This window comes from Nocardiopsis sp. N85 (assembly GCF_028882275.1).
Lineage (GTDB): Bacteria > Actinomycetota > Actinomycetes > Streptosporangiales > Streptosporangiaceae > Nocardiopsis > Nocardiopsis lambiniae.
Window position 1 is genome coordinate 45,981 of sequence record NZ_JARBUT010000006.1, and the last position, 12,203, is coordinate 58,183.

General features: G+C 72.9%; 11 protein-coding genes. 2 read left to right on the top strand and 9 right to left on the bottom strand.

The window, feature by feature from the left end; all coding sequences use genetic code 11:
- Positions 1 to 131: 131 nt before the first annotated feature.
- The 5 genes from PWG71_RS10520 to PWG71_RS10540 form a co-directional block, all read right to left on the bottom strand.
- Complete coding sequence (locus PWG71_RS10520) at positions 132 to 1,070, bottom strand: alpha/beta hydrolase (protein ID WP_274809440.1); 939 nt, start codon at positions 1,068 to 1,070, stop codon at positions 132 to 134.
- Between the two features lie 196 nt (positions 1,071 to 1,266).
- Positions 1,267 to 2,613, bottom strand: a complete 1,347-nt coding sequence (locus PWG71_RS10525) for a CoA transferase (RefSeq protein WP_274809441.1) — start codon at positions 2,611 to 2,613, stop codon at positions 1,267 to 1,269.
- Between the two features lie 99 nt (positions 2,614 to 2,712).
- Complete coding sequence (locus tag PWG71_RS10530) at positions 2,713 to 3,744, bottom strand: FecCD family ABC transporter permease (protein ID WP_274809442.1); 1,032 nt, start codon at positions 3,742 to 3,744, stop codon at positions 2,713 to 2,715.
- Positions 3,741 to 4,826 (bottom strand): iron chelate uptake ABC transporter family permease subunit, encoded by a 1,086-nt coding sequence (locus tag PWG71_RS10535; RefSeq protein ID WP_274809443.1) that lies wholly within the window; start codon positions 4,824 to 4,826, stop codon positions 3,741 to 3,743. Before PWG71_RS10535 ends, PWG71_RS10530 begins: the two co-directional genes overlap by 4 nt.
- A gap of 46 nt (positions 4,827 to 4,872) precedes the next feature.
- Positions 4,873 to 5,883: an ABC transporter substrate-binding protein gene (locus tag PWG71_RS10540; RefSeq protein WP_274809444.1), complete on the bottom strand. Its 1,011-nt coding sequence runs from the start codon at positions 5,881 to 5,883 to the stop codon at positions 4,873 to 4,875.
- A 141-nt stretch (positions 5,884 to 6,024) separates the two neighbouring features.
- Between PWG71_RS10540 and PWG71_RS10545 the strand changes: the two genes are divergently transcribed.
- Positions 6,025 to 6,780 (top strand): helix-turn-helix transcriptional regulator, encoded by a 756-nt coding sequence (locus tag PWG71_RS10545; RefSeq protein WP_274809445.1) that lies wholly within the window; start codon positions 6,025 to 6,027, stop codon positions 6,778 to 6,780.
- Positions 6,781 to 6,976: 196 nt separating this feature from the next.
- Here PWG71_RS10545 and PWG71_RS10550 read toward each other — a convergent pair whose 3' ends face one another.
- Both PWG71_RS10550 and PWG71_RS10555 read right to left on the bottom strand, forming a co-directional pair.
- A complete protein-coding gene (locus tag PWG71_RS10550) occupies positions 6,977 to 7,594 on the bottom strand; it encodes a class I SAM-dependent methyltransferase (protein WP_274809446.1) in 618 nt (205 codons plus the stop codon).
- A 401-nt stretch (positions 7,595 to 7,995) separates the two neighbouring features.
- A complete protein-coding gene (locus tag PWG71_RS10555; RefSeq protein ID WP_274809448.1) occupies positions 7,996 to 8,199 on the bottom strand; it encodes a hypothetical protein in 204 nt (67 codons plus the stop codon).
- Between the two features lie 576 nt (positions 8,200 to 8,775).
- On the opposite strand from PWG71_RS10555, the gene PWG71_RS10560 reads away from it, so the two are divergent.
- A complete protein-coding gene (locus PWG71_RS10560) occupies positions 8,776 to 9,663 on the top strand; it encodes a SigB/SigF/SigG family RNA polymerase sigma factor (protein ID WP_274809449.1) in 888 nt (295 codons plus the stop codon).
- Between the two features lie 469 nt (positions 9,664 to 10,132).
- Here PWG71_RS10560 and PWG71_RS10565 read toward each other — a convergent pair whose 3' ends face one another.
- Together PWG71_RS10565 and PWG71_RS10570 are read right to left on the bottom strand one after the other, a co-directional pair.
- The gene (locus PWG71_RS10565) at positions 10,133 to 11,320 is read right to left on the bottom strand and encodes a 4-hydroxybenzoate 3-monooxygenase (protein ID WP_274809451.1); all 1,188 of its coding nucleotides are present in this window, start codon (positions 11,318 to 11,320) and stop codon (positions 10,133 to 10,135) included.
- Positions 11,321 to 11,389: 69 nt separating this feature from the next.
- Positions 11,390 to 12,130: an IclR family transcriptional regulator gene (locus tag PWG71_RS10570; protein WP_274809452.1), complete on the bottom strand. Its 741-nt coding sequence runs from the start codon at positions 12,128 to 12,130 to the stop codon at positions 11,390 to 11,392.
- Positions 12,131 to 12,203 lie beyond the last annotated feature (73 nt).

A 12,203-nucleotide genomic window follows, 5' to 3' on the forward strand; every position in this document is an offset into this window, starting at 1 on the left:
ACCGCGCCGCGTCTCCGTCGCCAGGGCGGGCCCCCCGCTCGCGGGCATCGGCCCGCCGCAGCTCCGACGCCCGCCCCGGAAGGCCCCGGCCGCCACCGCCCTCGGGACGACCGCCGAGCGGTGCGCCCGACTCAGCGCTCGGGGAACAGCGCGGCGCGCAACGCCTCCGTCTGCTCCCGACGGAAGGCCCGGACCACCTCGGTGCCCGCGAACTGCACCTCGAAACCGTGGAAGGCCCCCGGAACGATCGTGAGCGCGCACGGCACCCCGGCCTCCTCCAGACGGCGCGCGTAGGCGACGTCCTCGTCGTGGAACAGGTCGTTGGTGCCGACCCCGATCCACGCCGGGGGCAGCCCGGTGAGGTCCTCGCGCCGCGCCGGCGCCGCGTACGGGGAGATCCCCTCCGAACCGACCGGACGGCCCAGGTAGGCACCCCAGGCGAACCGGTTGCTCGCGGGCGACCACAGGCGCATGCCCGACGTGTCGACGTCGGTGCGCAGAGCGGTGCGGTCATCGAGCATGGGGTAGACGAGCAGCTGGAACGCCGGTGCGGGACCGCCCCGGTCCCGGCACATCAGCGCCAGCCCGGCGGCCAGGCCGGCGCCGGCGCTCGCTCCGCCGATCGCGATCCGCCCGGGGTCGACGTCCAGGTCGGCGGCGTTGTCGACGATCCAGTTCAGGGCGGCGTAGGCGTCCTCCAGCCCGGCCGGTGCCGGGTGCCGGGGGGCCAGCCGGTAGCGGACGGCGACCACGGTGATGCCCAGGTCGCGTGCGAACGCGATGTTGCCCCTCTCGTCCTGCGCGGGGTGGCCCATGACATGGCCGCCGCCGTGCATCCACAGCAGTGCGGGCGCGGTCCCCTCCACCGCCTTCGGCCGGTGGATCCACACCTCGACGGGCGGCGCCCCTTCCGGACCGGGCACGGTGCGGTGCTCGACGCGCATGTCCTCGGGGGCGGGTCCGGGTCGCATCTTCGAGGTGAGCCAGCGCAGAAGCCCCGCCGTGCCCCTGCGGACGGGCGGCGTGGGCAGGAAGCGGGCACGGGAAAGCTCGGGGTGCAGCGGGGGCACGGGGACTCCTCGATGTTCGGCATCGGAAGATTACCCCCCGCCACCGACGGGACCGGCCCGAACGGGGCGAACGGGTGCGTCCACGGCCTTCCGGGCCCCGGTCCGCCGGGTTCCACGGGCCCCGCGCGGGTGTTCGCCGGCTCGGCCGGAACCGCCTCGGACGGGCGTACCGCACCGGCGAGAACAGATCCCCCGGTCAGCGCCAGACGGGCCGGTCGCCGCCCCACAGGGTGGGCGGGGTGGCCCAGTCGGTCGGGGCGCCGGCGTAGCCGAGCGGCGAGCGCGCGTACCGCAGTCCCCCGTACGGCGAATCGGTCGTGGTGAGCCAGCGTTCCGGGTCGTGGGCGCCCTCCGGCGCGGAGGTCGGTTCGATGCCGTGCAGCAGCAGACCGGCCGTCCCGGCCAGCGACAGGCGCAGGTCACGGCCGCGGCCGTCGGCGGCCCGGTCGGCGAGGGCGCGCAGCACGGCTGCGGCCCGCGCGTAACCGGTCCCGTGGTCCAGTGCCTGGGCGGGCAGCGCGCCGGGCGCCCCGTCCTCGCCCGCCTCCACCGCGGCGATCCCGACCCCGGCCTGCACCAGGCTGTCGAACCCGCGCCGGCCGGACCGGGGGCCCGACCAGCCCCAGGCGCACAGCCCGGCCGTGATCAGCCCGGGGCGGCGTTCGGCCAGGTCCTCGGGGGACAGGCCGTACCGGTCCAGGGCTCCGGGGCGGTAGCCGGTGATCACGACGTCGGCCGTGGCCAGCAGGTCCTCGAACCTCGCCCGGTCCTCGGTCGTGTCCAGGTCCAGCAGGGTGGAGCGCTTGCCGGGCGCGGTGTCGATGTGGGTGTCCCGGTCCTCGGGCGAGCGCGGTGTGTCCACCCGCAGTACGTCCGCGCCCAGCAGGGCGAGCGTGCGGGTGGCCACCGGGCCGGCGATGACCCGGGTCAGGTCGAGCACCCGCACCCCCGACGCGGGCAGGTCGACCGGCCCGGGGAGGTCCTTTCCGATCCCGCCCATGACGCGGGACTCCACGAGCGGCGGCCGGGTCGGGTCGGGGTGGTCCGCCACGGCCACCGCGAGTCCTCCGGCGGCGTACACCGTCTCCTGCACCTGACGCGCCGACCGTCCGGCCAGCTCCCGGCCCAGGCCGTCGGCGTCGGCGCCTTGGGCCAGACCCAGGGCGGCCAGCAGCCGTTCCCGGTGGTGGGGGTAGTTGGCGTGGGTGCGCACCCACCCGTCCGCGGTGCGCCAGAACCCGGACAGGGGCGCGAAGGGCACCATCGGGCGCCCGTCCACCCGCAGGTGGCGCTCACTGACGAACGCGGTCGCGACCGCGCCCTCGTCCACCTCCACCGGCCGCACGGGGTCGCCGGTGCGCACGGACAACAGTTCGGCGGCCGCCAGCGAGCAGACACCAACGGTCGCGCGGGCGAGTTCCCGCACCGGCAGCCGTGCGGGCAACACCGGCCCGGCACCCCGGTAGGACACCCCCTCCACGAGGTCGGGCGGACCGCCCATCGCGGACCAGAACAGGGACGTGGTGGCGTCGCTTTCACCCATGAGGGCATTGTGTCCGAACGATCCCCGTGGCACGAGCACGACCCCCCGGACACCCGCCGCCCACCGGACGGCGTCCTCCCCGCCCTCGGGCGCCGGTGGTCAGGACCGGCCGCTCTCGCGCACGAGGAGCCACACCAGGTAGGCGCCGCCCAGACACACCGTGACCGCTCCCACCGGCAGCACCGTGTTCGGGAGCGCGTGCTGGGCGACCAGGTCGGCGGTGGACAACAGCACCGCCCCCACCAGGGCGGCCCCGAGCGGGTCCACGGTGCCGCCCCGGCCGGTCAGCCTCCGGGCGATCTGCGGCGCGGCGAGCGCGACGAACGAGATCGGCCCGGTCACCGCCGTCACGACGGAGGTGAAGCCGACACCGACCACCACCATGAGGACCTTGGTCCGCTCGACGGGGACCCCCGACATGGACGCGGTGTCGTCCCCCAGCTCCAGTTGCCGCATCCGGGGGCCGAGCACCGGCATGACCAGGACGAGCAGGGCCGCCCCCACCACGGAGACGGCCACCGGCGGCCAGGCCGCGCCGTTGAGCGTGCCGGCACCCCAGACGGCGACCCGCAGCGCCATGTCCAGGTCGGCCTTGACCGAGAACCAGGTGTTGACGGAGGTGAGCATGGCGCTGATCGCGATGCCGACGATGATGAGCCGGAATCCCCGCATCCCCTGGCGCAGCGCCAGCAGGTACACCAGCAGCGCCGCCCCGAGCCCGCCCAGGACCGCGCCGCCCGCCGACGCGGCGTGTCCGCCGCCGCCCAGCAGGAGCACGCACACGACCCCGGTGTGGGCGCCGGTGTTGAGGCCGATGACGTCCGGGCTGCCCAGCGGGTTGCGCGTGAGCGACTGGAAGAGGGCTCCGCTCAGCCCCAGGCAGGCACCGAACAGGACCGCGGCCACCGCCCGAGGCGCGCGCCACTCCACGACGACCAGGCGGTTCGGGCCGTGGGCGTCCGGGGCCAGCGCCGCGATCACCTCGACGGGCGTCAGCGGCCGGGAGCCCATCGACAGGGCGGCCAGGAGGCAACCGAGCAGGAGGAGGAGCAGCAGGCCGTGGACGGCCGACGCGCGCAGGGACGAGCGCGGGCTCGCGCCCGCGACGCGCAGGACGATCGTGTCGCTCACGGCGCGCCCGCCTTCGCGCGGCGCACCAGCAGGATCAGGACGGGTGCCCCCAGCAGGGCGGTGATGACACCGACCTGGAGTTCGGCCGGCCACACGACCAGGCGTCCGATGACATCGGAGACCAGGAGCAGCACGGGCGCCAGGACCAGGGTGAACGGCAGGATCCACCGTTGGTCCGGTCCGGTGAGCAGGCGGACCGCGTGGGGCACCATCAGCCCGACGAAGCCGATGGGGCCGGCCGCCGCCGTGGCCGCCCCGCACAGCACCGCGATCACCACCACCCCGCAACCGCGCGTCAGCGCGACGCGCGCCCCCACTGCGCGGGCGAGTTCGTCGCCCAGGGCCAGGGCGTTGAGCGGTCGTGCCAGGGCCAGGGCGGCGACGAGCCCGGCCAGGACGAACGGGGCGATGGTCGCCGCCGTGTCCTCCGGTCGATCGGCGAGCGTGCCGGCGCCCCAGTGGCGCATGCGGTCGAAGGCCATGGGGTCCATCAGGGACAGGGTCGAGGCCGCCCCGGTGAAGACCGCGCCGAGGGCGACGCCCACGAGGGTCAGGCGCAGGGGCGTGGCCCCGCCCGGGCCACGGGCGGCGATGAGGTACACCAGGGCGGTGGCGCCCAGGGCCCCGGCGAACCCGAGCCACAGGTACTGGTGGAGACGCGTCACCCCGAGCGCCGCCACGCCCACGGCGATGGCGAGGGCCGCCCCCGCGTTCACGCCGAGGATGCCGGGGTCCGCCAACGGATTGCGGGTCAGGGCCTGGGCCAGCGCCCCGGCCGCCCCGAGGGCGGCCCCCACGAGCACCCCCAGGATCGTGCGCGGTACGCGCAGGGAGAGCACCGTCAGGTGGTCGATCCCCTGCTCGGGCGAGGTGAGCGCGGTCCACACGGTGGACATCGGCAGGCGGGCGGACCCCAGCAGCAGGCTCGCCGCGCAGGACAGGGCGAGGAGGGCGACGCACAGGGCCGACCACAGGAGGCGTCGGCGGACGGAGCGCCCGCCGGACGCCGGCGGACGGGCCCCGGGGGTCCCGGGCGCTCCCCGCCCGCCCGCGCGGTCGAGGGCGGTCAGGGAGCGGTGCACGCTCGGGACCCCGGGTGGGAGGCGCGGTGCGGGAGGACCGTCGGTCTCACGAGAACCGCTCCTCGACGATGTCCAGGAGCGCGAGTTCCTCGTCGTGGTCGGCGCGCAGGACCCAGTGGGGCAGGTCGTACGCGTGGCCCTCCTCGAACGCGGGCAGGGACTCGTACACGGGGGATTCGGCGAGGGTGGCGACGTCCACGGTGTCGCCGTTGAAGCCGAGGACGAACACCGTCGGGGCGGTCACCATCTGCCCGACCTGTTCGGTGGAGAGCTCGAACATGTCACCGCCGGCGGTGTACGGTTCGACGTCGTTCTCGGCGAAGAGCGGATCGGTCTCGAACCCGAGGCGTTCGAAAACCCGGGGAAGGCCGGTGCCCTCGATGAGCGCGTACGGGGTCTGGTCGGCGGTCATCACCAGGAAGGTGACGGGACCCGGGGACGGGGTGACGGCCTCGCGCACCTCCTCCACGCGTTCGTCGAAGGCGGCCACCAGTGCGTCGTAGCGCTCGCCCCGGTCGAAGACCTCTTCGGCGAGGAACCCGAACTGGTCCTGCCAGGTGGTGTGGGAACCGCTGACGATCACCGTCGGAGCGATCTCGCCGAGCCGGTCGTAGGCGTCGACCGCCTGGACGAGGGGGAAGCCGATGCCTCCCGCGATGATGAGGTCGGGTTCGGCACCCAGGACCGCCTCCATGTCGAAGCCGTCGGTGCTCCAGGGGAGGAACTCGGTCCCGTCCTCCTCGGCCTCCTCGGCCCAGAACTCCGAGAAGACGCCCTCGCCGTCGGCGTCCTCGGGGATCGTGGCCGCCACCGGGACGTCCAGGTCGTAGAGGTAGCCCGCCAGGGCGTAGTTGAGGACGACGACCCGCCGGGGGTCGACGGGAACGGTCACCTCGCCCTGGTCGGTGTCCACGACCCGGGTCTCCTCGGCCCCGCCGCCCCCGGCCTCGGTGGCGGCGTCGGTGGCGGCGTCGGTGGACCCGCATCCGGAGAGGACGAGGACCGCGGCCGCCACGGCGGAGGCCAGGGGGACGGGAACGGACGGAAGGGAGCGCATGGGGGCCTCGATCAGGGACGGGGAACGGACGAACGGCGATGCCGTAGATAAGGTAAGGCTAGGCTAATGCCCGAGTCGTCGCCGGTCGCGCCCCAGGTGACATCGACGGCCGCCCGAGACGACATGTTCCCTGGAGTGAGGATGACGCTGGAACGGCTCCGCCGGATCGTGCCCGAGAACTCGATCCGGTTCCTGGGGCACGACACCCACGAACACGACGCGCCCCACCTGATCCACGTGGTCGCGGGCAGGGCCGACATGGTCGTCGACGGCCGGGAGTTCACCCTCGGCGCACGGCACAACCTCTGGCTCGCCCCGCACGTGCCCCACGCCATGCGCCTGCGGGACGGCGGCATGGCCCTGGGGCCGATGCTCTCCCCGAACACGCTGCCCCCGGAACGGGTCCACCGCCTGGGGGTCGTGCCCGCCGTGACCCGGGTCATGATGACGGTCCTCGGCGCGGCCCCCGCCACCCCGGAGCAGATCGTCCCCTTCCGGGAGGCCCTCGACGCCGTGCTCCTGGGACCGGCCCGACAGCGCTTCCCCGTGTCCATGCCCGAACATCCGGTCGCCCGGGCCGTGGCGCGCGAGGCCGCCGCGTCCGACGCCACCCTGGACGAACTCGCCCGGCGCCACCACGCCAGCGTCCGCCACGTCCAGCGTCTCTTCGTCGAGCAGACGGGACTCTCGTTCACCCGCTGGCGCACCCGCGCGCGGCTGAACACGGCGCTCGCCCGCATCCACGCCGGGTACGGCCTGGCCGAGGCCGCGCGCGCCTCGGGCTATCTGACCCGCAGCGGTCTGCTCCGCGCGCTGCGCCGGGAGACGGGGCTGCCGGAACACCTGCTCGCGGCCGACCCGCTGGCCGCCGTCGACGGTGTGCGGACCGTGGCCTGAGAGACCGGACCGTTCGGCGCGTCCTCGCATCGGCGGCGCGCGGGCGGTCGGGCCCGTGTCACTCGGCGGGAGCGGCGCCTCCCGGGCCCCCGGGCACCGGACACGTGCGCCCGGCCCGCCGGCGGGTACGGCTCGTCACGGTCCGCGCCCCGGAGGGTTCCGAGGTCCCGGTGGTCGACGCGGGAACGGGCCCGTGTCACCCGGCGGCGCGGCGGAACCGGTACCACTTCGGCGAGGTCCGGTTCATCGGCCATCCCAGGCCGGCGGTCTCCGCGTCCTCCGCCGCGAGGAGATCCCATCCCGGCAACGCGGCCTCGACCTCCGCCTGGGAGACGCCCTCGACGAGCCGTCGGTACCGGGAGGGCCCGAAGGCGAGCATCAACAGGACGGCCCCGGGCGCGGCGAGCGCCGTCACCCCCCGCCCCTCCGCGGCCCGCTGATCCGAATCCAGTCCCTGAAAGCAGCCGATGTCGAGGAAGAGGTCGAAGACGCCCAGACCGGCGGACTCCAGGTCGGTCACGTCCCCCACCACGTAGGTGACCCCCGCGGGTCCCTTACGTCGCGCCGCCTCGATCGCCTGCGGCACGAGGTCGACGCCCACCGTCTCCCAGCCGCGCCGGGCCGGTTCGGGGGTGAACCGCCCGCGCCCGCAGCCGAGGTCCAGGGCCCGCCCGGGGCCGGCCGGCCGCTCACGGGCCTCACGGGCCTCACGGGCCTCACGGTCGAGCAGGGCGCCGAGCCGTTCCCCGCCCGCCGCTCCGTAGCGCTCCCAGGGGGTGAGGCCGAGGCGGTACATGCGCGCGTAGTTCGTCATGGCCCCACGGTAGGTCGATCTTTCGGGGCACGCCGTTCACCCCCTTTCATCACCGCCACGGCGACGTGACCGCACGTCACAGGCCTGACGATCCGGCAGGGGGCGGATCCGGCGGCACTCCGAACGGCGTGCGGTGTCGTCGCCGGCGAGGGGGTCGGGGAAGCGGCCCCGCGTTCACCGGAGGGCCGCTCCCGGCCGGAAGGGGATCGTGTCGCGCGAGGGGTGCACGCCACCGCCGCCCGGGGTGCCGCCCGACGGTGCGATGCCCTTCGGAAAAGGGCGCACCGGTGCCCTGTCATATGTCCTCCCGAAAACCAAGTCCGCGGCAGCGGCTCGACGTGACGGAAATCCCCATGATCGGGCCACCGGTGCGCCCGCGACCCTCTATCCCCTGTACGGGGTCAGAACTTCTTGTGCTTCGGAGTCAGGTATTCGCGCGTTCTCTCCCCCGCGTGCGCGACTTTTCCGGCGTTACCCTCGTCCCGCATCCTGCGTTTTCCGATGGCCTTGCCCAGGCCCTCCTCGACCGTATCTCCGGTCTCGGACATCGCGGCCTCGCCCTTGCGGCTCTCGGACATTTCGATCGGCTCAGTTCGCTCACTCACAACATTCTCCTAACCGATCACAGAATATTTATGCGGGAAACGGGAGAAATATTTTTCTCCACCATGGGGACACGGTACCCATACTACCCCTGAACAGTGGGTATCTGTGACATGACCCTCGAAAACGAGGATTTGCCGATGCTCGGATCGGAGCTCGGCGTCGCCGCACGCCCACATCTGAAATCACGTGTTCAGAAGTGGTTTAGCCGCCAAATGCCGAGTGAATTCCATCTCAAATTCTCCCGAGCGCCCGTCTTGGTCATCAAAAATTTTATCTTCGTGGTCCTCTTTTTTCAGGGTCCGCCTCGAAGACGTTTTTTCGCTCCCCATCGAGGCCAGAGGGTGTGAGCGCGATGAATTTCGACTCCCCATCGAAGAGTGGAAAAACTTCCACGTGACCGGAAAAGCGGATCCATCGGCATGAAGTGCATTGAGACGGGCATGGTGGGGGTGCCGGTTCATCCCATCCACACCGGAATCAGACGTTCCCTCACGTGGATGGGGTGCGACACCATCCGACATCCTGCCCCCGTGGCAGGGGCAGGAGCACCCAGGACCGAGCACAGGGGGTTTCCTTTGTTCCCGTCTGCCACTCAAGACACATCCACGCACACCGCCGCCGACAAGGGCCTGATCCCCCACCCCCGCAGGCCCGCCGACCACACCCCGACCATCGAGAGCTCCGCCGAAGTCCTCCTCACCCGCCTCCATGACCTGAACCAGGACGACCCGCGAGCCCACGACCTGTGCGAGCGCGTCGTGACCCTCTACCAACCGCTGGTGAACAGGATCGCCCGCGACTACAGCGGCAAGGGCGAACCGCTCGAAGACCTCAAGCAGACGGCCATGGTCGGCCTGGTCAAGGCCGTGCGCGGCTTCGACCCGGGCCGGGGCAAGCCCTTCATCGCCTACATGCGCCCCACCGTCACCGGAGAGATCAAACGTCACTTCCGCGACCGCACCTGGGCGGTGCGCGTACCCCGACAACACCAGGAGAACCGGATCAGGCTGCGGCGGATCATCGGAGAGTTCCAGCAACACCAGGCCCGCACGCCGTCCCTGGCGGAGCTGGCCGAGAAGATGGGCATGTCCGAGCGGGAGACCGGGGACGTCGTCCAGGCGTCGGAGGCCTACCGGTGCCTGTCCCTGGACATGCCGGATTCGACCGAAGGCGACGACGACACGGGACCGCAGCTCCAGGATCACCTGGGCGAGGTCGACAAGGGGTTCGAGCACGTCATCCAGCGGGAAACGCTCAAACCCGCGCTGGACGACCTGAACGAACGCGAACGCACCATCCTCCATCTGCGGTTCTTCGGTGACCACACCCAGGCCGAGATCGCCGATCGTCTCGGCTGCTCCCAGATGCACATCTCCCGGCTGCTGAAGGGGACCCTGGAGCAGTTGCGCGCGAAGGTGGGAGAGAGCGGAACCGCGCTCCCGGCGCCCGGGCCGCAGAGCTGACGCGTGCCCCGCGGCCGTCCGTGGACGAACGGCCGATGATCTGAAGCACATCTCCGCGCCCCACCTCCCCGAGGTGACCGCCCGCTCGAACCGGGTCCCACCGAGGGCGGTGATCCGCCGCCCGTGAGCGGCGTCGGCGGCCACGCACGAGAGCACGTCAGCGGCTCCGGACCGGCATCGCGACCGACCCGGCCGCCTCCCCGGGCCCGTCGTCTCCCCGACAACGGAACGTGAGGGGCCCGCACGACGCCGCGCCATGGCCGGACCGCTCCCCCACGAGCGGGACCGATCCGGTCCCCTCGGCGGGGAGCGGTCGCGCGTCCCGCACCGCCCCGGAACCGACACCCCGGACCACGACCCCGCCCGGACACGAACACGAACACGAACACGAACACCGCACGACACCACCGACCCCTCTCAGGGGCGGCCCGCGCGACCGTCGGCCTCGGGCGAACGGCGCCGGGCCGCCTCAGAATCCGATGGGCGGACCCGCGTAGTTCTCGGCCAGACCGGTGGCGCCCGCCTCGCTGGTGGTCACCCAGCGCAGCTGGGACAACTGCAACCGCGCGTCGAAGGGGTCCTCCCCCGTGTGCAGCATGGTGGTCATCCACCAGGAGAAGTGGGTGCACCGCCAGACACGGCGCAGCGCCGTGTCGGAGTAGGCGTCGGCGAGCCGCTCGTCACCACGGCGCACCAGGTCGACCAGGGCGGGGGCGAGCAGGCCCACGTCGGCGACGGCCAGGTTCAGGCCCTTGGCGCCGGTGGGCGGAACGATGTGCGCGGCGTCCCCGGCCAGGAAGAGTCGGCCGTCGCGCATCGGCGTGCGCACGTGGGAGCGCATCGGCAGGACGCCCTTGTCCGTGATGGGTCCGGGGGTGAGCGTCCAGCCGTTCTGTCCGTGCCCGAGCCGGTCGGCCAGCGCCTCCCAGATCCGGTCATCGCCCCACTCGTCGACGGAGGTGCCGTTGGGGACCTGGAGGTAGAGGCGGCTGACGGTGGCCGACCGCATGGAGTGCATGGCGAACCCGTCGGGGTGCCAGGCGTAGATGAGCTCGTCGGTGGAGGGCGCCACGTCGGCCAGGACGCCCAGCCACGAGTAGGGGTACACCCGCTCCCACGTGTTCACGACCTCGGCGGGGATCGCGGCGCGGCTGGGGCCGAAGGAGCCGTCGCATCCGGCGACGGCGCGGGCCCGCACCCGGTGGGCGCGCCCGTCGGAGTCGGTGAAGGTGACCGAGGGGGAGGCGGTGCGCGGGTCGTGCGGCGTGACGTCGGAGGCCTCGTAGTGGATCCGCTGCCCGGCGGCGGCGCGGGCGGCGATGAGGTCCTTCTGGAGTTCGGTCTGGCCGTAGACCCACACGCTGCGGCCGGTGAGGTCCACGAAGTCGATGTGGTGCCGCTCCCCCGGCCACTGGAGGTGGATGCCGCGGTGCTCGTCGCCCTCGGCTTCGAGCCGGTCGGCGAGTCCGACCGAGCGCAGCAGGTCGACGGTGGAGTGCTCCAGCACCCCGGCGCGGATGCGGGAGGCGACGTAGGCCTCGGATCGGGCCTCGATGACGACGGACTCGACGCCCTGGGCGGCGAGCAGGTGGGACAGCAGCATCCCGGCGGGGCCGGCGCCGATGATGGCCACGTCGGTGGTGGTGATCTGGGTCATGCCCGCCATTGGACCCCGGCGGGTCGCCGATCACGGAACCGGGTCTTCCACTGAGCGGAAGAACAGGGGTCACAGTCTTCGCGAGATGCCCTGCGCGGCGACCTGGAGGGCCGTGACCAGCCGTCCCCGATCGCGTTTGAGGGTGGGGACCACGACCGCGATCGCCGCGACGACCTCCTCCCTCCGCCGCACCGGCACGGCCACCGAACAGGCCCCCAGGGTCATCTCCTCCACGGTGGTGGCGTACCCGTCGCGGCGGACCCGCTCCAACTGCCGCAGCAGGATGCCCGGCTGGGTGATCGTGTACGGGGTGACGCGCCGCAGCGACCCCAGCACGCGCGAGCGCACCTCCTCGGGGGCGTGGGCGAGGAGCACCTTGCCGACCCCGGTGGAGTGCAGCGGCAGTGTGGAGCCGACGCTGCTGACCACCGGCACCGACGCCCGCCCCGCCATCCGCTCCAGGTAGAGCACCTCGTCGCCGTCGCGCACGGCCAGGTGCACGGTGGCCAGGGTGGTGGCGTAGACGTCGTGCAGGAAGGGGGAGGCGGCGTCGCGCAACGTCGTCTGGACCGGGGCGAGCAGACCGATGTCCCACAGGCGCCGCCCCACCACGTAGGAGCCGCTCTCACGGGCCAGGGCGCCGTGCCGGACGAGTTCGCCGACGAGCCGGTGCACGGTGGGGATCGGCAGGTCCGCGCGTCGGGCGATGCCCGACAACGACAGCCGTCGGTGGTGTTCGTCGAAGGCTCCCAGAACGGCCATCACCCGGCCCGCCACGGTCGCCCCGGGTGTTCCGGTGTTCCCCGCCATGGGGACCATTCTCCCACCGATCTCCATCGGATGTTCCGCTGAGCGGTAAGGAGACCCGCGCCACCCCCGGCCC

Excerpts from the sequence above, each read along its gene's own strand:
- PWG71_RS10550 (WP_274809446.1), bottom strand. The coding sequence starts at position 7,594 with ATGACGAACTACGCGCGCATGTACCGCCTCGGCCTCACCCCCTGGGAG.
- PWG71_RS10570 (WP_274809452.1), bottom strand. The coding sequence starts at position 12,130 with ATGGCGGGGAACACCGGAACACCCGGGGCGACCGTGGCGGGCCGGGTG.
- PWG71_RS10525 (WP_274809441.1), bottom strand. The coding sequence starts at position 2,613 with ATGGGTGAAAGCGACGCCACCACGTCCCTGTTCTGGTCCGCGATGGGC.
- PWG71_RS10565 (WP_274809451.1), bottom strand. The coding sequence starts at position 11,320 with ATGACCCAGATCACCACCACCGACGTGGCCATCATCGGCGCCGGCCCC.
- PWG71_RS10545 (WP_274809445.1), top strand. The coding sequence starts at position 6,025 with ATGACGCTGGAACGGCTCCGCCGGATCGTGCCCGAGAACTCGATCCGG.
- PWG71_RS10540 (WP_274809444.1), bottom strand. The coding sequence starts at position 5,883 with ATGCGCTCCCTTCCGTCCGTTCCCGTCCCCCTGGCCTCCGCCGTGGCG.